Origin of the sequence: Streptomyces sp. WAC 01529, assembly GCF_003945545.1 — a bacterium.
In the GTDB taxonomy this organism is placed as follows: Bacteria; Actinomycetota; Actinomycetes; order Streptomycetales; family Streptomycetaceae; genus Streptomyces; species Streptomyces anatolicus.
Genome location: NZ_CP029617.1, coordinates 4219053 through 4237808 on the forward strand (window position 1 = coordinate 4219053; position 18756 = coordinate 4237808).

The 18756-nt window shown below is 70.7% G+C and carries 17 protein-coding genes; 9 read left to right on the plus strand and 8 right to left on the minus strand.

The features are described 5' to 3' along the window. Positions 1-61 precede the first annotated feature (61 nt). Positions 62-724 carry a response regulator transcription factor gene (locus tag DMA15_RS19050; RefSeq protein WP_030794784.1) on the minus strand — a complete coding sequence of 221 codons (663 nt, stop codon included), beginning with the start codon at positions 722-724 and terminating at the stop codon, positions 62-64. Between the two features lie 406 nt (positions 725-1130). On the opposite strand from DMA15_RS19050, the gene pdhA reads away from it, so the two are divergent. The 3 genes from pdhA to DMA15_RS19065 are packed head-to-tail and all read left to right on the plus strand — an operon-like array spanning position 1131 to position 4761. Further along, positions 1131-2330 (plus strand): pyruvate dehydrogenase (acetyl-transferring) E1 component subunit alpha, encoded by a 1200-nt coding sequence (gene pdhA / locus DMA15_RS19055; protein WP_125514005.1) that lies wholly within the window; start codon positions 1131-1133, stop codon positions 2328-2330. Between the two features lie 2 nt (positions 2331-2332). After that, entirely contained in the window at positions 2333-3313 is a 981-nt protein-coding gene (locus DMA15_RS19060; RefSeq protein ID WP_125514006.1) for an alpha-ketoacid dehydrogenase subunit beta, read from the plus strand. An 11-nt stretch (positions 3314-3324) separates the two neighbouring features. Next, entirely contained in the window at positions 3325-4761 is a 1437-nt protein-coding gene (locus DMA15_RS19065; protein ID WP_125514007.1) for a dihydrolipoamide acetyltransferase family protein, read from the plus strand. 69 nt (positions 4762-4830) lie between these two features. Here DMA15_RS19065 and DMA15_RS19070 read toward each other — a convergent pair whose 3' ends face one another. Continuing rightward, the gene (locus DMA15_RS19070) at positions 4831-5727 is read right to left on the minus strand and encodes a serine hydrolase (RefSeq protein WP_125514008.1); all 897 of its coding nucleotides are present in this window, start codon (positions 5725-5727) and stop codon (positions 4831-4833) included. 166 nt (positions 5728-5893) lie between these two features. On the opposite strand from DMA15_RS19070, the gene DMA15_RS19075 reads away from it, so the two are divergent. Both DMA15_RS19075 and DMA15_RS19080 read left to right on the plus strand, forming a co-directional pair. Further along, a complete protein-coding gene (locus DMA15_RS19075) occupies positions 5894-6547 on the plus strand; it encodes a GntR family transcriptional regulator (protein ID WP_125514009.1) in 654 nt (217 codons plus the stop codon). Further along, entirely contained in the window at positions 6544-7851 is a 1308-nt protein-coding gene (locus DMA15_RS19080) for an MFS transporter (RefSeq protein WP_125514010.1), read from the plus strand. Before DMA15_RS19075 ends, DMA15_RS19080 begins: the two co-directional genes overlap by 4 nt. A gap of 40 nt (positions 7852-7891) precedes the next feature. Here DMA15_RS19080 and DMA15_RS19085 read toward each other — a convergent pair whose 3' ends face one another. Next, complete coding sequence (locus DMA15_RS19085; protein WP_125514011.1) at positions 7892-8716, minus strand: maleylpyruvate isomerase family mycothiol-dependent enzyme; 825 nt, start codon at positions 8714-8716, stop codon at positions 7892-7894. 136 nt (positions 8717-8852) lie between these two features. On the opposite strand from DMA15_RS19085, the gene DMA15_RS19090 reads away from it, so the two are divergent. Then, positions 8853-9641 carry a carbon-nitrogen family hydrolase gene (locus DMA15_RS19090; protein WP_125514012.1) on the plus strand — a complete coding sequence of 263 codons (789 nt, stop codon included), beginning with the start codon at positions 8853-8855 and terminating at the stop codon, positions 9639-9641. 3 nt (positions 9642-9644) lie between these two features. Here the strand turns inward: DMA15_RS19090 and DMA15_RS19095 are convergent, their stop codons facing one another. The 4 genes from DMA15_RS19095 to DMA15_RS19110 form a co-directional block, all read right to left on the minus strand. Further along, complete coding sequence (locus tag DMA15_RS19095) at positions 9645-10142, minus strand: LURP-one-related family protein (RefSeq protein WP_125514013.1); 498 nt, start codon at positions 10140-10142, stop codon at positions 9645-9647. Positions 10143-10208: 66 nt separating this feature from the next. Further along, complete coding sequence (locus tag DMA15_RS19100) at positions 10209-10439, minus strand: hypothetical protein (protein WP_125514014.1); 231 nt, start codon at positions 10437-10439, stop codon at positions 10209-10211. Between the two features lie 89 nt (positions 10440-10528). Next, a complete protein-coding gene (locus DMA15_RS19105; protein WP_125514015.1) occupies positions 10529-11836 on the minus strand; it encodes a M18 family aminopeptidase in 1308 nt (435 codons plus the stop codon). 1101 nt (positions 11837-12937) lie between these two features. Beyond that, positions 12938-14764: an acyl-CoA dehydrogenase gene (locus DMA15_RS19110; protein ID WP_125514016.1), complete on the minus strand. Its 1827-nt coding sequence runs from the start codon at positions 14762-14764 to the stop codon at positions 12938-12940. Positions 14765-14884: 120 nt separating this feature from the next. Here DMA15_RS19110 and DMA15_RS19115 point away from each other — a divergent pair, with 120 nt between their 5' ends. Beyond that, positions 14885-15376, plus strand: coding sequence for an SseB family protein (locus DMA15_RS19115; protein ID WP_055563227.1), 492 nt, complete (start codon positions 14885-14887; stop codon positions 15374-15376). Between the two features lie 63 nt (positions 15377-15439). On the opposite strand, the gene DMA15_RS19120 is transcribed toward DMA15_RS19115, so the two are convergent. Beyond that, positions 15440-15628, minus strand: coding sequence for a hypothetical protein (locus DMA15_RS19120; protein WP_125514017.1), 189 nt, complete (start codon positions 15626-15628; stop codon positions 15440-15442). Between the two features lie 757 nt (positions 15629-16385). Here DMA15_RS19120 and DMA15_RS19125 point away from each other — a divergent pair. Then, positions 16386-17633, plus strand: coding sequence for a glycerophosphodiester phosphodiesterase family protein (locus tag DMA15_RS19125; RefSeq protein ID WP_125514018.1), 1248 nt, complete (start codon positions 16386-16388; stop codon positions 17631-17633). Positions 17634-17798: 165 nt separating this feature from the next. After that, entirely contained in the window at positions 17799-18755 is a 957-nt protein-coding gene (locus DMA15_RS19130) for a pirin family protein (RefSeq protein ID WP_125514019.1), read from the plus strand. Position 18756: the final 1 nt, after the last annotated feature.

The following is an 18756-nucleotide window of genomic DNA, read 5'->3' on the forward strand; positions in this document are numbered from 1 at the left end:
GGTCAGGCGCGGGATGTCCCGAAAGAGGACCCCGCCCCCAGTAAACGGGACGTAAGTCCCGTCAGTGCTGCTTCTCCGCCTGCATGCGCGCCACATACGCGGCGGCCTGCGAGCGGCGCTCCATGCCCAGCTTGGAGAGCAGGCTGGAGACGTAATTCTTGATCGTCTTCTCGGCGAGGTGGAGCCGCTCGCCGATGACGCGGTTGGTGAGGCCCTCGCCGATCAGGTCGAGGATCTTCCGCTCCTGGTCGGTGAGGTTGGCCAGGCGGTCGTCGCCCTTGGTGTTGTTGCCGTCGCGCAGCCGCTCCAGGACCCGGGCCGTGGCGACGGGGTCGAGCAGGGACTTTCCGGCGGCCACGTCGCGTACGGCGGTCAGCAGCTCATTGCCGCGGATGGCCTTGAGGACATAACCGGAGGCGCCGGCCATGATCGCGTCGAAGAGGGCCTCGTCATCGGCGAACGAGGTGAGCATCAGGCATTTGATGTCCTCGTTCTGCGAACGGATCTCACGGCATACCTCGACCCCGCTGCCGTCCGGCAGGCGCACGTCGAGAACGGCCACGTCGGGCCGGGTCGCGGGGATCCTGACCAGGGCGTCCGCCGCGGTGCCGGCCTCGCCGACGACCTCGATGTCGGACTCCACGGAGAGCAGCTCATGGACTCCGCGCCGGACCACTTCATGGTCGTCGAGGAGAAATACTGTAATTTTTCCATCTTCGCGCACGGAGCCAGTCTCACACACGATCTCTTTCGGCGCCCGGGCGGAACCCTTCCCGTGCGACCCTTCCCGAGTCCGGGGTGGCCGGGATAACGTGCCGGTGTTCCGGCCCCCTGCCAGGCTGTGATCAGTGCTGTGACCAGGAAGTGTTCCCGCTTTTCTCGATTTACTCGGAAATCCAAGCAGTCGGCACCCGGCCGTTTACTTGGAAATCCAAGCAAATTCGCAGGTCAGGTGGGGTTTCACAGAATTGCTAAGCACTGGGTAACGTGCATTGTGCAGGGCGCTCGCCGGGGCACCTGTCACGCCTGTTCCCGGCCGAGACGCACCCACCCCGTGCGCGGGCACGGATCAGGCGAGCCGCACTGGCCTACCCGGTAATCCCGGGGGCCGGACCGACGGAGGAGCACACGTGACCGTGGAGAGCACCGCCGCGCGCAAACCGCGCCGCAGCAGTACCGGCGGCGGCAAGCGCGCGAGCGCCAAGAAGGCCGCGCCGCAGCAGAGCACGGAGCCCGAGCTCGTACAACTGCTGACGCCCGAGGGCAAGCGGGTCAAGAGCGCGAAGAACGCCGTGTACGACGCCTACGTCGCCGACATCACGAGCGAGGAGCTGCGCGGCCTGTACCGCGACATGGTCCTCACTCGTCGCTTCGACGCCGAGGCCACCTCCCTCCAGCGCCAGGGCGAGCTGGGCCTGTGGGCCTCGCTGCTCGGCCAGGAGGCCGCCCAGATCGGTTCCGGCCGGGCCACCCGCGGCGACGACTACGTGTTCCCCACGTACCGCGAGCACGGTGTCGCCTGGTGCCGCGGGGTCGACCCGACGAACCTGCTCGGCATGTTCCGCGGCGTGAACAACGGCGGATGGGACCCGAACAGCAACAACTTCCACCTGTACACGATCGTCATCGGCTCGCAGACGCTGCACGCCACCGGCTACGCGATGGGCGTGGCCAAGGACGGCGCCGACTCGGCCGTGATCGCGTACTTCGGGGACGGCGCCTCCAGCCAGGGCGACGTCGCTGAATCGTTCACCTTCTCCGCGGTCTACAACGCCCCCGTCGTGTTCTTCTGCCAGAACAACCAGTGGGCGATCTCCGAGCCGACCGAGAAGCAGACCCGTGTGCCGCTCTACCAGCGCGCGCAGGGTTACGGCTTCCCCGGTGTGCGGGTCGACGGCAACGACGTACTCGCCGTGCTCGCCGTCACCAAGTGGGCCCTGGAGCGGGCGCGTACGGGCGAGGGCCCGGCGCTCATCGAGGCGTTCACGTACCGCATGGGCGCGCACACCACCTCCGACGACCCGAGCAAGTACCGCAACGACGACGAGCGGGTGGCCTGGGAGGCCAAGGACCCGATTCTGCGGCTGCGGGCCTTCCTGGAGTCCGAAGGCCACGCGGATGAGGGATTCTTCGCGGAACTCGACGACGAGAGCGAAGCGTTGGGCAAGCGAGTGCGAGAGGTGGTGCGGGCGATGCCGGATCCGGATCTGATGGCGATCTTCGAGAATGTCTACGCGGACGGGCACGCGCTCGTGGACGAGGAGCGCGCCCAGTTCGCCGCGTACCAGGCGTCGTTCGCGGACACCCCCGCGGCCGGGGAGGTCAAGTAACCATGGCTGTCCAGAAACTGCCCATCGCCAAGGCGATCAACGAATCGCTGCGCACGGCGCTGGAGAACGACCCCAAGGTCCTCATCATGGGCGAGGACGTCGGCAAGCTCGGCGGCGTCTTCCGGGTGACGGACGGGCTGCAGAAGGACTTCGGCGAGGAGCGGGTCATCGACACCCCGCTCGCCGAGTCCGGCATCGTCGGCACGGCCATCGGCCTCGCCCTGCGCGGGTACCGCCCGGTGGTGGAGATCCAGTTCGACGGCTTCGTCTTCCCGGCGTACGACCAGATCGTCACGCAGCTCGCGAAGATGCACGCCCGCGCGCTCGGCAAGATCAAGATGCCGGTCGTCATCCGCATTCCGTACGGCGGCGGCATCGGCGCGGTCGAGCACCACAGCGAGTCGCCCGAGGCGCTCTTCGCGCACGTGGCGGGGTTGAAGGTGGTCTCCCCCTCGAACTCGGCGGATGCCTACTGGATGATGCAGCAGGCCATCCAGAGCGACGACCCGGTGATCTTCTTCGAGCCCAAGCGGAGGTACTGGGACAAGGGCGAGGTCGACAAGGAGGCCATCCCCGGCCCCCTGCACAAGGCCGTCGTCGCCCGCGAGGGCACCGACCTCACACTCGTGGCGTACGGCCCGATGGTGAAGGTCTGCCTGGAGGCGGCCGCGGCCGCCGAGGAGGAGGGCAAGTCCCTGGAGGTCCTGGACCTGCGCTCCATGTCGCCGATCGACTTCGACGCCGTGCAGGCCTCGGTCGAGAAGACGCGGCGGCTCGTCGTCGTGCACGAGGCCCCGGTCTTCCTGGGCACCGGCGCGGAGATCGCCGCCCGCATCACCGAGCGGTGCTTCTACCACCTGGAGGCCCCGGTGCTCCGGGTCGGCGGCTACCACGCGCCGTATCCGCCGGCGCGCCTCGAAGAGGAGTATCTGCCGGGCCTCGACCGGGTGCTCGACACCGTCGACCGCTCGCTGGCGTACTGAGGGAGAAGGTCGTGACGACGATGACAGACGCTGCTCTGAGCGAGTTCAAGATGCCCGACGTGGGCGAGGGGCTCACCGAGGCCGAGATCCTCAAGTGGTACGTGGCGCCCGGTGACACCGTCACCGACGGGCAGGTCGTGTGCGAGGTCGAGACGGCCAAGGCCGCCGTCGAGCTGCCCATTCCGTTCAACGGTGTCGTGCGTGAGCTGCGCTTTCCCGAGGGGACGACGGTCGATGTCGGCCAGGTGATCATCTCGGTGGACGAGTCGGGCGGGGCGGGGGCGGGGGCCTCGGTGGCGCCTGAGCCGGTGAGTGCGCCCGCGCCTGAAGCCGCGCCTGAGCCCGAGCCCGCCGAGCCCCAGGGGCGCCAGCCCGTGCTCGTGGGGTACGGGGTCGCCGAGGCCTCGACGAAGCGCCGGGCTCGCAGGGGCGAATCGGTGGACGTCCCTGTCGTGGCGCCGGAGCCGGGGGTTGTGCCCCCCCGTTCCGCCGTGCGGAACGATGGCCCACAACAGGAGGGCGGGCTCAACGGCCACGGTGTCCGGCCGCTCGCCAAGCCGCCCGTCCGCAAGCTCGCCAAGGACCTCGGCGTGGACCTCGCGACGGTCACGCCCTCCGGGCCCGACGGGATCATCACGCGCGAGGACGTGCACGCGGCGGTGGCCCCGGCCGCCGCCGAGCCCGCGCCGCAGGCACCGGAGGCACCCGCCCCCGTGGCCGCGCCCGCCCCGGTGGTCGGCGCGGACGCCAGGGAGACCCGCGTCCCCGTCAAGGGCGTCCGGAAGGCGACCGCGCAGGCGATGGTCGGCTCGGCGTTCACCGCGCCGCACGTCACCGAGTTCGTGACGGTCGACGTGACGCGGACGATGAAGCTGGTCGAGGAGTTGAAGCAGGACAGGGCCTTCGAGGGGCTGCGGGTCAATCCGCTGCTGCTCATCTCCAAGGCCCTGCTGGTGGCGATCAGGCGGAACCCCGACGTCAACGCCGCCTGGGACGAGGCCAACCAGGAGATCGTCCAGAAGCACTATGTGAACCTCGGCATCGCCGCGGCCACCCCGCGCGGTCTGATCGTGCCGAACATCAAGGACGCGCACGCCAAGACCCTGCCCGAACTGGCCGAGTCCCTGGGCGAGTTGGTCTCCACGGCCCGGGCGGGCAAGACGTCGCCCGGCGCCATGCAGGGCGGCACGGTCACGATCACGAACGTCGGCGTCTTCGGCGTCGACACGGGCACGCCGATCCTCAACCCCGGCGAGTCCGCGATCCTCGCGGTCGGCGCGATCAAGCTCCAGCCGTGGGTCCACAAGGGCAAGGTCAAGCCGCGCCAGGTGACGACGCTCGCGCTCTCCTTCGACCACCGCCTGGTGGACGGGGAGTTGGGCTCCAAGGTACTCGCCGATGTGGCGGCGATCCTGGAGCGGCCGAAGCGGTTGCTGACCTGGGCGTAGTCCCCGCCCGAGCAGTGAGAAGGGGGCCCGCCGCGATCACCGCGGCGGGCCCCCTTTCCCGTATGCGCGTCAGGCGACCTTGAAGCCGTAGTCCATCAGCTTCTTGGCGTCCGAGAGGCGGTTGGCCGCCGAGGACGAGGTCAGGACGGTGCCGATGACCGTCTTGCCGTTGCGGGTGGCCGCGAAGACGAGGCAGTACTTCGCCTCGGGGCCGGAGCCCGTCTTCACGCCGAGGGCGCCGCTGTAGGAGCCGAGGAGCTTGTTCGTGTTCTCCCAGGCCATGTTGCGGTAGCCGCCGGACTTCGTGGTGACCTTCTGGGTGGTCGCCTTCGTCTTCACCACCGTGCGGAACGTGGAGTACTTCATCGCGTTGCTGGCGAGCTTGGTGAGGTCGCGCGGCGTGGAGTAGTTCTGGCCGTGGCCGATGCCGTCGAACGAGTCGAAGTGCGTGTTCGTCAGGCCGAGCGTCCTGGCCGTGGAGTTCATCTGGCCGATGAAGTTCTTCACGCGGGCCGAACGGGTCGTGCCCTTGCCGAACTTGTCCGCGAGGGCGTACGCCGCGTCGCAGCCGGAGGGGAGCATCAGCCCGTACAGCAGCTGGCGGACGGTGACCTTGTCGCCGACGATCAGGCGGGCCGAGGAGGCGTAGCCGTTGTCGACGATGTAGTCGCTGTACGCCTTCTGGACCGTGACCTTGGAATCCAGGTTGAGGTTCGGCTGGGCGAGGACCACGCGCGCCGTCATGATCTTCGTCGTGGAGCCGGTGGAGCGCCGGGTGTCGGCGGACTTGGTGAAGAGGCTCTTGCCCGTGCCGTTGTTCATCACATAGCCGCCCTTGGCGGCGATGGACGGCTTCGGTGGCGCGGCCGCGTGCGCCGGGGAGGTGAGGACTCCGCCCGCCAGAACCGCGCCCGCGGTGAGGGTAACGGCTGATACGCGACGTACGCCCTTAATGCCGGTATTCAAGATCTCTGCTCCAAATGCCCCTGGATTGCGGCCACATGGAGGGGCCGCTCATTCGTAAGACGAGCGAGAGGGGGCAATGGATGTGCCGGATGCCCCGTGTTTTTCTGTGCGGTCCGCCATGTGGACGAGGATTTCCGCGTATACGTGTTGTATCTATGCTGTGCGCATGCCAGTCACCGCCATCAAGCAGCCGCCCGCCGCCGACCGGGTCTACGCGCACGTGAAGCAAGCCGTCCTGGAGCGCCGCTACGAGGGCGGCACGCTCCTCACCGAGGGCGAGCTGGCCGAGGCCGTCGGGGTCTCCCGCACGCCGGTGCGCGAGGCGCTGCTGAAACTGGAGGTGGAAGGGCTGCTCCGGCTCTACCCGAAGAAGGGGGCCCTCGTGCTGCCCGTCTCCGCGCAGGAGATCGCCGATGTCGTCGAGACCCGGCTGCTCGTCGAGACGCACGCGGTGCGCAAGGCCGTGCCGGCGCCGGTGGGGCTCGTGGAGCGGCTGACGGCGCTGCTCTCCCGGCAGCGGGAGCAGGCCGCCGCCGGGGACTTCGCGGCGGCCGCGGTCACCGACCGGTGCTTCCACGCCGAGATCGTGCGCAGCGGGGGGAACGAGATCCTCTCGCGCCTCTACGACCAGCTCAGGGACCGGCAGTTGCGGATGGGGGTCGCGGTGATGCACTCGCACCCCGACCGGATCGCGAAGACCCTCTCCGAGCACGAGGAGATCCTCGCGGCGCTGCGCTGCGGCGACGCGGAGGCGGCGGTCGCCGTGGTCACCCGGCACGTCGGGTGGTTCCAGAACCTGGCGCGGGGGGAGGTCCGGTGAGTTCGGCCTCCTCGCCCGTCTCCCTCCCGGGGGATCCCCCCGGGGGCAGGAAGGCCGTGGTCGTCTGGTCGATCGGGGTCGCCGTCTACTTCGTCGCCGTCATCTTCCGGACCTCGCTCGGCGTCGCCGGGCTCGACGCGGCCGACCGGTTCCACGTCAACGCGTCCGCCCTCTCGACCTTCTCCATCCTCCAACTGCTCGTGTACGCGGGGATGCAGATACCCGTCGGCCTGATGGTCGACCGGCTCGGCACCAAGAAGGTGCTGACCATCGGCGTCGTGCTCTTCACGGTCGGACAGCTCGGCTTCGCCCTCTCACCCTCGTACGCGATGGCGCTCGCCTCCCGCGCCCTGCTCGGCTGCGGGGACGCGCTGACCTTCATCAGCGTGCTGCGGCTCGGCACCCGCTGGTTCCCGGCGCGGCGCGGCCCGCTCGTCGCCCAGCTCGCCGGGCTCGTCGGCATGGCGGGCAACCTCGTCTCCACCCTCGTCCTCGCCCGGCTGCTGCACTCCGTCGGCTGGACCGCGGCCTTCGCGGGCAGCGCGCTGTGCGGTGTCGTCGTCTTCGTCCTGATGACGCTCTTCCTCAAGGACCACCCCGAGGGCCACGAGCCCGCGCCCGCCGAGCACACCGGGGCGGCCTTCGTGCGCGAGCAGATCACCCTGTCCTGGCGGGAACCCGGCACCCGGCTCGGGATGTGGGTGCACTTCACCACACAGTTCCCCGCGATGGTCTTCCTGCTGCTGTGGGGCCTGCCGTTCCTCGTCGAGGCGCAGGGCCTGTCCCGGGCGGCCGCCGGTGAACTGCTCACCCTCGTCGTGCTCTCCAACATGGTGATCGGCCTGGTCTACGGCCAGATCGTCGCCCGGCACCACGCCGCGCGCCTCCCGCTGGCGCTCGGCACGATCGGGGCGACGGCCACGGCCTGGGCGGCCACGCTCGCCTGCCCCGGGGGCCACGCCCCGATGTGGCTGCTGATCGTCCTGTGCGCCGTGCTCGGCGCGTGCGGGCCGGCCTCCATGATCGGCTTCGACTTCGCGCGGCCCGCCAACCCGCCGGAGCGCCAGGGAACGGCCTCCGGCATCACCAACATGGGCGGCTTCGTCGCCTCCATGACGACGCTGCTCGCGATCGGCCTGCTCCTCGACGCGACCGGTGACGACTACCGCGTGGCGTTCTCCGCGGTCTTCGTGCTGGAGGCGGTGGGGCTCTGCCAGATCCTGCGGCTCAGGTCCAGGGTGGTCCGGCGGGAGCGGGAGCAGCTTGTCGCCAGCCGTGTCGAGGCCGTGCACGTCCCCGCCTGAGACCTCAGGGCAGCCCTCAGGGCAGATCTCAGGGCAGGCCTCAGGGCGTGACCGCGAAGTTCCGCAGGATCGCCTCCGCGAGCTCCTGGTCGCCCTCGGACTTGATCCGGTCGGCGACCGCCGCGTACTTCACCCGGCCGCAGGCCAGCCTGAAGTACGTCTCCCAGTCGAGGCCGATGGTGGCGAGCGGGCCCAGCGAGGGCGCGTTGTCCACCGTGCCCTTGCCCTCGGCGTCCACGCGGACCGTGCGCAGGAACTCCACGGGGCCGCTCACATCGAAGACGACCGCCGAGTTCGCGGGCGCGCCCGCCTCCTTGGCGACGACCTTCGCGAGGCCCTGAAGAAGCAGGTCACGGGCGACATACGCACCGGGGGAGTCGAGGTTGCCGGGCCTCTTCAGCGTCGTACGCAGATCCTGCTCGTGCACCCACACGTCGAACGCCCGCATCCGCATGGCCAGTTCGAGGGTCTGCTCGGAGCCGAACGGGCCGCGGACCTTGTGGCCCGGGTCCCGCGACTCGTTCCGCAGCTGCCGGGAGCGGCGGATGATCGTGTACTCCAGTTCGGAGGTCATCTCCGGCGCGGTGTGGTGGCGCCGCACGTCGACCTGCATCTCCATGTACCGCTGCTTCTCGTTCTTCACGTGGTACAGATCGCGGGGCAGCGTGTGGATCGGGCGCGGATCACCCAGCATCTCGCAGTCGAGGCCGATGACATGGGAGACGATGTCGCGCACCGACCAGCCGGGGCAGGGCGTGGCCCAGTTCCACTCGCCCTCGGCGAGCGGTGTCACCAGCTCCGATATCGCTTCCACGGAATGGGTCCAGGCATCGGCGTAGGTTTGCAGGCTGGGATGGAGACTCACGGGACCCCTCGGCGGTCGTACGCGGGCGGTGGGTGTCTGAGACGTTAAGTTACGCTGCCCGCAGGCACCCCGGCAGTGCTTTCGTGTGACGATCGTAGGCCTGCGTTGACGGGCCGAATGCCAGGACGGTGGTAGTGTGCGCGCTTCTCTCATCCAGATCGTCGTAGACGAGGACGAACCGGTCAATTCCCGTAGGGCGCGCGTCTCTTCGCTGGTGCGCGAAGTGGCCGGGCGCGAGGGTTCGGACCTCGTCGTCCTCCCCGAACTGTGGACCACGGGCGCCTTCGCGTACGAGTCCTTCGCGAGCGAGGCCGAGCCGCTGAAGGGCCTGACGTACGAGGCCATGGCGAAGGCCGCGAGCGACGCGGGCGTGTGGCTGCACGCGGGCTCGGTCCCGGAGCAGGCCCCCGACGGCGCCCTCTACAACACCTCGCTCGTCTTCTCTCCCGAGGGCGAACTCGCCGCCTCCTACCGGAAGATCCACCGCTTCGGCTTCGACAAGGGCGAGGCCGTCCTGATGAGCGCGGGCTCGCAGCTCGTCACGGTACGGACGCCCGCCGCCACCCTCGGCCTCGCCACCTGCTACGACCTGCGCTTCCCCGAGCTGTTCCGGGGGCTCGTCGACGCGGGCGCCGAGATGTTCGTGGTGCCCGCCGGGTGGCCCGAGCGGCGGCGCGAGCACTGGCTGGTGCTGGCCCGCGCCCGGGCGATCGAGGACCAGGCGTACGTCCTGGCGTGCGGCACGGGCGGTACGCACGGGGGCGTGCCGCAGGCCGGGCACAGCGTGGTCGTCGACCCGTGGGGCGAGGTGCTCGCGCAGGCCGGGGACGGCGAGGAGGTCCTGACAGTGGACCTCGATCCGGCGAAGGTCGCGGCGACGCGGGAGCAGTTCCCGGCGCTGAAGGACCGGCTCCTGGGGCGCTGACGCTCAGTCGTCCTCGCCGCGCTCCTTCTCGGCGAGGCGGATGACGCAGACCGCCACGGCGAGCAGCAGCGCCGGGTCGGCGTCCTCGCGCACGATGTGCAGGCCGTACGTCTCGCGCACGCTGAACCAGCGGCGCGAGATGTCGGCGAGGAGTTCACCGTCGTACTCGATGGCGAACTCGCGGTCGAGGATCTTGCCGCTGACGTCCAGTTCGGTGCCCTCGGCGAGCGTCACGCGGTAGTGGTTGCGCAGCAGGGACAGGCGCTTGCGCCTGATGGTGGCGAGCGGCTGACCCTCCCGCTCGATGACCATGGTGTCGCGCAGGGCGAACATCTTGGCGTGGATGTCGACGAGGAGCCTGCCCTGCGCGTCCTTCAGCTCGAAGGTGTCGCGCAGGCGCATCGCCTTGCCGTCGACGAGGAAGACCTTGCGGCCCCGGTCGTCCTCGATCCAGTAGTCGTCACCGATGCCGAACAAGCGATCGCGTACGAGAAGCTTCATGCCGCCATCACTACCCCGAAACCGACACGGACCGGGCGCGGCCCGGCCGTGTCACCCGTCGGTGGGTCAGTAACCCCTGCGCTCCTGGTCGGGGTCGACGACCGTCGTCTGCGCGGCCGGTGGCACCACCGCCCGCCTGCGCCGCGCGATGCTGGTGAACGCGGCGACGCCGATGAGCCCCACCGCCATCATCACGAGACCGGCGACGGTGACGTTGAGGCCTTCCATCTCCCAGTCGGTCGCGAACGTGAGAATGGCGCCCACGGCGATGAGAATGATGCATCCGCCCAGGCCCATATGGACCGCCTCCCTGTGGTCGTGGCTGCGCTGCACCGTGTACCCGGCCGCGCCCTCACCACACGGAATGCGGACACGGAAAGTGAGCCTCAGCCCTCCAGGAAGGCCACGAGGGCGTTGGCCAGCAGGTGGGGGTCGTCCGCGCCGCACAGCTCGCGCACGCTGTGCATCGACAGGATCGCGACGCCGATGTCGACCGTCTTGATGCCGTGCCGGGCGGCGGTGATCGGTCCGATCGTCGTGCCGCACGGCATCGCGTTGTTCGACACGAACGTCTGGAAGGGCACGCCCGCCTTCTCGCACGCGGCGGCGAAGACCGCGCGTCCGGCGCCGTCCGTGGCGTAGCGGTTGTTGACGTTCACCTTGAGGATCGGGCCGCCGTTGGCGCGGGGGTGGTGCGTCGGGTCGTGCCGCTCCGCGTAGTTGGGGTGCACGGCGTGGCCGGTGTCGGAGGAGAGGCAGACGGTGCCGGCGAAGGCGCGCGCCCTGTCCTCGTACGTGCCGCCGCGGGCGAACACGGAGCGCTCCAGGACGCCGCCGAGCAGCGGGCCGTCGGCGCCGGTGTCGGACTGGGAGCCGTTCTCCTCGTGGTCGAAGGCGGCGAGTACGGGGATGTGGGTGAGGTCGTCCCGGGCCGCGGCGGCGGTGAGGGCGGCCGTCGCGGCGTGCACGGACAGGAGGTTGTCCATGCGGGGGCCCGCGACGAGTTCGCGGTCACGGCCCAGGTACGCCGGCGGCTCCACGGAGTACGTCATGAGGTCCCAGCCGGTGACATCGCCCTCGCCGAGCCCGCTCTCCTCCTCCAGGAAGCGGATGAGGTCGCCCTCGTGGATGTCGTCGCCCAGGCCCCAGATGGGCTGCATGTGCTTCTGCTTGTCGAGCTTGAGCCCGTCGGCGGCGATGGAACGGTCCATGTGGATGGCGAGTTGGGGCACGCGCAGCAGGGGGCGGTCGATGTTCACCAGCCGCGAGGTGCCGTCGCGCAGCGAGAGGCGGCCGGCGAGGCCGAGGTCCCTGTCGAGCCAGGAGTTGAGCAGCGGCCCGCCGTAGATCTCCACCGCGACCTGGCGCCAGCCGTGGGCGCCGGCGTCGGGCTGCGGCTTCACGCGGAGGTTCGGGGAGTCGGTGTGGGCGCCGACGATGCGGAAGGGGGTGTGCGGGGCGGCGCTCTCCGGGACGTACCAGGCGACGATGGCGCCGCCCCTCAGCACGTACTTGCCGCCGCTCGTGCCGTCCCAGGCGTCGGTCTCCTCGACCTGCCGGAAGCCGGCCTTCTCCAGCCGCTCGGCGGCGCTCGCCACGGCGTGGTACGGCGAGGGGCTCGCCGCCAGGAAGGACATGAGGTCTTCGGTGTGGCCGCGGTCGAAGGGGCCGGTGGGGCCGGAGGATGTGCGCATGGCTGCCAGCCTAGCCAGAGCGGTGTCGGGGTGGTGTTGGTCCCCGGGGCGGGGTGGGGGGCCTCGCGTTACCTGGCCGGGGGCCTGCCTTGGCTGGGGGCTTGCCTTGCTTGGGTGCGGGGGCCCCGCTGGGGGGCGGGGATGGGTTGCTCACCGCGGGTGGGTTCCGGCGCCACCGCTTCGCGGTGGATGCTCCCCACCCACCCACCCGTGCACCCCGCGCTGTCCAGGAGCCGAACGTGCCTGCCGCTTCGCGGCGGGTGTTCCCCACCCGCCCGCCCGTTCACCCCGTGCTGCCCAGGAGATGGGCGTGCTTGCCGCTTCGCGGTGGGTGCTTCCCACCCGCCCGCCCGTTCACCCCGTGCTGCCCAGGAGATGGGCGTGCTTGCCGCTTCGCGGTGGGTGCTTCCCACCCGCCCGCCCGTTCACCCCGTGCTGTCCAGGAGCCGAACGAGCTTGCCGCTTCGCGGCGGGTGTTCCCCACCCGCCCACCCGCCCACCCGTGCACCCCGTGCTGCCCAGAAGCCGAACGAGCCTGCCGCTTCGCGGCGGGTGTTCCCCGCCCGCCCGTTTGCCCGGCGCTGTCCGGGAGCCGGACGTGCTTGCCGCTTCGCGGTGGGTGTTCCCCGCCCGCCCGTTTGGCCCGCGCTGGCCAGGAGCCGGACGAGAGCCTGCTCGTTCCCCGCTCATGAGGTGCCGGGTAAACGGGTGGGTGGGTGGGGGGCATCCGCCGCGAAGCGGCGGGACGGAGGGCGTTCGCTCTCCACGGCGGTGTCCGGGTGGCGGCCGGTGGGTGGGAGGCATCCGCTGTGGAGCGCCGGGGCAGGGGGCGTTGTCTCTGCGCGACGGTGCCTGGGCGGTGGGGCTGGGGGCGTTCGCCTCCGCGGTGGGGTTGGGGGTTCGGCCTCGATGATGCTCGGGGCATGGGTGTGTGGGGTGGGGGGTGGGGTGGGGCGCGTCTGGGATTTGCCCGGGCGTGTGGTGGACGGGCGCGTGGTGGAGGGCGCGCGGCAGCGTAGGAGGTTCCGTCCGCCGGGGGGAACGCGGTGCGGCCCGACCCCGGGGTGGGGGCGGGCCGCTTCCGTGTGGGAGGGGGAGGGGTTAGAAGGCCGCCTCGTCCAGGGTCATCAGGTCCAGGTCCACGCCCTCGGCGAGCTTCCGCTCGGCCGCCACCCCGGGCAGCACCGTCGTCGCGAAGAACTTGGCCGCCGCGATCTTGCCCTCGTAGAACGCCTTGTCCTTGGCCGAGGCCGTCTCCAGCTTCTCGGCGGCGACCGCGGCACCGCGGAGCAGCAGGTAGCCGACGACGACGTCGCCCGAGACCATCAGCAGACGCGTCGTGTTGAGGCCCACCTTGTAGATGGACTTCACGTCCTGCTCGGTCGCCGCGAGGTCCGTCAGCATGACGCCGACGATGGCCTCCAGCTCGACCGCGGCCTTGGCCAGCTCCTCGCGGGCGCCGGCCAGCGTCTCGCCGCCCGTGCCGACCGCCAGGAACTTCTTGATCTCCTCTGCGAGGCCGTTCAGCGCCGCGCCCTGGTTGCGGACGATCTTCCGGAAGAAGTAGTCCTGGCCCTGGATCGCGGTCGTGCCCTCGTAGAGCGTGTCGATCTTGGCGTCACGGATGTACTGCTCGATCGGGTACTCCTGGAGGTACCCCGAGCCGCCGAACGTCTGGAGCGACTGCGCCAGCTGCTCGTACGACTTCTCCGAGCCGTAGCCCTTGACGATCGGCAGGAGGAGGTCGTTCAGGGCGTTCAGCGCCGACGCGTCCTCGCCCGCCGCCTCCTTGACCTGGATCTCGTCCTGGACGGCCGCGGTGTGCAGCACGAGCGCGCGCATGCCCTCCGCGTACGCCTTCTGCGTCATCAGGGAGCGCCGCACGTCCGGGTGGTGAGTGATCGTCACCTTCGGCGCGGTCTTGTCCATGAACTGGGCCAGGTCGGGGCCCTGGACGCGCTCCTTGGCGTACTCCAGGGCGTTGAGGTAGCCCGTGGAGAGCGTCGCGATGGCCTTCGTGCCGACCATCATCCGCGCGAACTCGATGATGCGGAACATCTGGCGGATGCCGTCGTGCTTGTCGCCGATCAGCCAGCCCTTGGCGGGGTGCTGGTCGCCGAAGGTCATCTCGCAGGTGTTGGAGGCCTTCAGGCCCATCTTGTGCTCGACGTTCGTGGCGTAGACGCCGTTGCGCTCGCCCAGCTCGCCGGTCTCCCAGTCGAACTCGTACTTCGGTACGAGGAAGAGGGAGAGGCCCTTGGTGCCGGGACCGTGGCCCTCGGGGCGGGCGAGGACGTAGTGGAGGATGTTCTCCGACATGTCGTGCTCACCGGAGGTGATGAAGCGCTTCACGCCCTCGATGTGCCAGGAGCCGTCCGGCTGCTGCACGGCCTTGGTGCGGCCCGCGCCCACGTCCGAACCGGCGTCCGGCTCGGTCAGGACCATCGTGGAGCCCCACTGCTTCTCGACGGCGATCGAGGCGATCTTCTTCTGCGCCTCGTTGCCCTCCTCGAAGAGGATGCCGGCGAAGGCCGGGCCCGACGAGTACATCCACACGGCCGGGTTCGCGCCGAGCAGCAGCTCCGCGTAGCCCCAGATCAGGGAGCGCGGCGCGGTGGTGCCGCCGATCTCCTCGGGCAGGCCGAGGCGCCAGTACTCGGAGTCCATGAAGGCCTGGTAGCTCTTCTTGAAGGACGCCGGGACGGGCGCGGTGTTGGTCTCCGGGTCGAAGACCGGGGGGTTGCGGTCGGCGTCCGCGAAGGACTCCGCCAGCTCGTTCTCGGCGAGGCGGCGCAGCTCCTCCAGGATGCTCTTGGCGGTGTCGACGTCCATCTCCGCGAACGGGCCGGTGCCGTACAGCTTGTCGCGGCCGAGCACCTCGAAGAGGTTGAACTCGATGTCGCGGAGATTCGACTTGTAGTGGCCCATGGCGAAGGCTCCGTAAGCAGGAAAGGGATGGAATACCAGCAAGTAGCTACGATGATGCTACCCGTCGGTAATAAGGCGCAACCCCTAACCGCCCATCTGTGACTCAGTAGGCTTCCACCCATGTATGGCTATGACCAGAACCCGGGCGCCCAGCAGCAGTACGCTCCGCCGGGCGCGCAGCCGCCGCCGCAGCAGATGCAGGGCATGCCGGGCGGTGGGTACGGCCAGCAGCCTCCCCTGTATCCCGAGCCCTCGCCCCCGTCGCTCGCGGACGCGGTGCGGGCCTTCACGACCGGTTCGATGTCCGCCGAGGACTTCCAGCAGGCCTTCGCGACCTCGAAGGTCTACTGCCCGCGCGGCGACAACCCCGGCTTCCTCGCGCTGCACAACACCCAGCAGCCCGTCATCCCGATGTTCACCTCCCTCAAGGAGCTGCGGCGGTACGCGGGCAAGGACTCCAAGTACTTCGTGATCACGGGCGCGGAGGTCATCGACCTCCTGCCCACGGGGTACGGCTTCGTCCTGGACATGGAGGGCGAGCACCGCATGGTCTTCGACGCGAAGGCCGTGGAGCAGATGGTCGACTTCGCGATGCGGCGCATGTACGGGTGAGGGGGTGGGGCCCTCGGGGTCCCGTCCGGCCGCCCCGGATGGGGGAGCGCAGGGGTCGGTTTATCAGATGAACGGGTGACAGGGCGGGCAGGTCGCCTCCGGGTCGTGGACGGACGCGGGGCGGGCGCGGATGCTCTCGGCTATGCCCTCGTCCATGATCTCGCGCCGTGCGGTCGGCGCCGGCGCCGTACTCGTCACCGCTGCCGTGACCGCCGCCGTGTGCGGGGCGATGCTCGGTGCCGCGCCGGCCACGAGGGCGACGGAGGCGGCGCGCCCCGGCCCCCCGGGCCCGGCGGGTAACGCTCCTCCCGCCCCCTCCGCAGACACCGCCTCACCCGGCCCTCCCGCGCGTCCAGCGCCGCGCGCGCACGCTGGGCCTCCGGCGGGGTCTGCGCCGCGCGCGCCTGCTGGGCCTCCGGCGGGGCCTGCGCCTCGCGGGCACGCGGGGCCTCCGGCGCCCTCCGTGAACCCCGCGCCGCCCGGGCCTGCGCCTCGCGCGCACGGTGGGCCTGCCGCGCATCCCGGGTCCCCTGCCGCTCCAGCGCCTCGCGCACATGCCGTGCCCCCGGCGTCCCCCGCGAACCCCGCGCGCCCCGGGCATCCGGCGGCGCCAGCGCCCCGCGCGCACCCTGGACCCGCCGTGCGGCCCGAGCCCCTTGCGGCGCCTGCGCCCCGTGCGCATGCCGGGCCTCCTGGGTCCCCCAGGCTCCCTGCGGCAGCCGTTCCTCCCGCGCCTCCTGCGCCACCCGGCCCGCCAGGAACGCCTGGAGCACCTGGAGCACCTGGACCTCCTGAGCGACCCGGGCCCCCTGGGCACCCCGGTCCTCCTAGGCCCCCCGGCCCTCCAGGCTCACCTGGCCCCCCTGCACCCCCCAAGCCCCCCGCACCCCCCGGCCTCCCCGCACCCCCCGCCCACACCACACCACCCACCCCCACCACCCGCCCCGCCGACACCCCCGCCGACCGTGCTCTTCGGGACTTTCTCGATCACGGGCCCAAGGTCGGGGTCATGACCGCCGCCCACCGGGGGCAGTGGCGCAAGGCGCCCGAGAACAGCCTTGCCGCGATCCGGGCCGGCTTCGCGGACGGTGCCGAGATCGTCGAGGTGGACGTACGGCTGACCAAGGACAAGGTCCCCGTGCTGATGCACGACGCCACCGTGGACCGCACCACGAACGGCACCGGCCGCGTCGCCGACCTCACCCACGCCCAGCTCCGCGGCCTGCACCTCCGTGCGGGTCTCGGCGGGCGCCAGGCGGCGGTCACCGGCGAGCGGATCCCCACGCTCGCCGAGGCCATGCGGGCCTCCCGCACGCTCGGGCTCGTCAACCTCGACCAGGCCTGGAAGGACCGCGAGGCCGTCTGGCGGGTGCTGGAGGAGACCGGCACCGTACGCAACGGCCTCTTCAAGTCCAAGGCGCCGGTGCCCGAGGTGCGGGAGTTCCTCGACCGCCACCGGGGCGCGCTGTACATGCACCTGGTGGACGACGCCAACGCCGAGTCCGTCGCGGAGTTCGGGAAGGAGAGGCCGCCCGCGGTCGAGGTCGTCTTCGACGACGTCCGCGACAGGGTGGCCCAGCCCGCCTTCCTCCAGGGGCTGCGCGCGACCGGCCGCGTGTGGTTCAACACCATGCGGAACGACTACGCCGCCCGCTTCACCGACGAGGCCTCGCTGATCGCCCCCGCACGCGGCTGGGGCGCGCTCATCGCCGGGTACGGGGCGACGATCCTCCAGACGGACAACGTGGAGACGCTCAAGTCCTATCTGACCAAGGGCGTCGCGGACCCCGTGCCGCCCGGCGCCGTCCGCGTCCAGGCGGAGAACTACGCCCCCGGCGGCGCGGGCGTGGCCTACCACGACACCGATCCGGGGAACCGGGGCGACGGGCCGGGGCGGCGCGGCGACCACGTCGACGTCTGCGACCACGACGGAGCGGTGGTGGTGTGCTGGATGCGGGGAGCGGAGTGGATCACCTACGGGGTCGACGTACCGCAGGACGGCCACTACACGCTCAAGGCCCGGGTGTCGTCCCCGTACGCGCCCGCCGGGACCTACCGGATCGCCTACGACGGCGGCCGCCCCGGCAAGGCCGTGCAGGTCGCGAACACCACCGCCCACTACGCCTTCGCCCTCCAGGACAGCCGCGACCCACGGCAGCTGACCCGCGGGCGCCACACCGTGCGCGTCTCCCTGGACGCGGGCGTGTTCCAGAACTGGAACCTCGACTACCTCCAGCTGGAGCCCGTCCGGCCATGACCGTCCGTAGGGCCGTCCGTAGGGCCGTCCGTAGGGCCGTCCGTCCATGACGCCGTGATCAAGCCATGCCCGGGACCCGGAGGGAATGTCCTCCGGGTCCCGTTCGTTCACAGTGGCAGAAAGTTCTACGTTCAACTAAAGTGGGCGAACGAGGAGGTACCGACCATGCCTGCAGTGACCGTCGAGAACCCGCTGACCCTGCCCCGAGTGGTGGCGCCGGCCGATGCCGTGGCGCGCCCCGTGCTCGCCGTGACCACCGCGCCGCGCGGCTTCGAGGGCGAGGGGTTCCCCGTGCGCCGGGCCTTCGCGGGGATCAACTACAAGTACCTCGACCCGTTCATCATGATGGATCAGATGGGCGAGGTGGAGTGGGAGGCGGGCGAGCCGAAGGGCACCCCCTGGCACCCCCACCGCGGCTTCGAGACGGTCACCTACTTGATCGACGGCACCTTCGTCCACCAGGACTCCAACGGCGGTGGCGGCACCATCCGCAACGGCGACACCCAGTGGATGACGGCCGGCAGCGGCCTGCTCCACATCGAGGCGCCGCCGGAGGAGCTGGTCATGTCCGGCGGCCTCTTCCACGGCCTCCAGCTGTGGGTGAACCTCCCCGCCAAGGACAAGATGATGGACCCCCGCTACCAGGACATCCGCGGCGGCCAGGTCCAGCTGCTCGCCTCCCCCGACGGCGGCGCCCTGCTCCGCGTCATCGCCGGTGAGCTGGACGGCCACGAGGGCCCCGGCATCACGCACACCCCGATCACGATGATCCACGCGACCGTGCGGCCCGGCGCCGAGGTGACGCTGCCCTGGCGCGCGGAGTTCAACGGACTCGCGTACGTCCTCGCCGGACGCGGCACGGTCGGCGCCGAGCGCCGCCCCGCCCACCAGGGGCAGACCGCGGTCTTCGGCGCCGGGTCCTCGCTGACCGTCCGCGCCGACGAGCGGCAGGACGCGCACGCCCCCGACCTGGAGGTCGTACTCCTCGGCGGGCAGCCGATCCGCGAGCCGATGGCGCACTACGGCCCGTTCGTGATGAACAGTCAGGCCGAGCTGCGGCAGGCCTTCGAGGACTTCCAGAAGGGGCTCCTCGGTACGGTCCCGGCCGTGCACGGCATGTAGC

Coding starts and splice junctions, on each gene's coding strand:
- DMA15_RS19095 (WP_125514013.1), bottom strand. CDS start 10,142: ATGAAGCTTCTCGTACGCGATCGCTTGTTCGGCATCGGTGACGACTAC.
- DMA15_RS19100 (WP_125514014.1), bottom strand. CDS start 10,439: ATGGGCCTGGGCGGATGCATCATTCTCATCGCCGTGGGCGCCATTCTC.
- DMA15_RS19075 (WP_125514009.1), top strand. CDS start 5,894: ATGCCAGTCACCGCCATCAAGCAGCCGCCCGCCGCCGACCGGGTCTAC.
- DMA15_RS19060 (WP_125514006.1), top strand. CDS start 2,333: ATGGCTGTCCAGAAACTGCCCATCGCCAAGGCGATCAACGAATCGCTG.
- DMA15_RS19105 (WP_125514015.1), bottom strand. CDS start 11,836: ATGCGCACATCCTCCGGCCCCACCGGCCCCTTCGACCGCGGCCACACC.
- DMA15_RS19110 (WP_125514016.1), bottom strand. CDS start 14,764: ATGGGCCACTACAAGTCGAATCTCCGCGACATCGAGTTCAACCTCTTC.
- DMA15_RS19130 (WP_125514019.1), top strand. CDS start 17,799: ATGCCTGCAGTGACCGTCGAGAACCCGCTGACCCTGCCCCGAGTGGTG.
- DMA15_RS19115 (WP_055563227.1), top strand. CDS start 14,885: ATGTATGGCTATGACCAGAACCCGGGCGCCCAGCAGCAGTACGCTCCG.
- DMA15_RS19125 (WP_125514018.1), top strand. CDS start 16,386: ATGACCGCCGCCCACCGGGGGCAGTGGCGCAAGGCGCCCGAGAACAGC.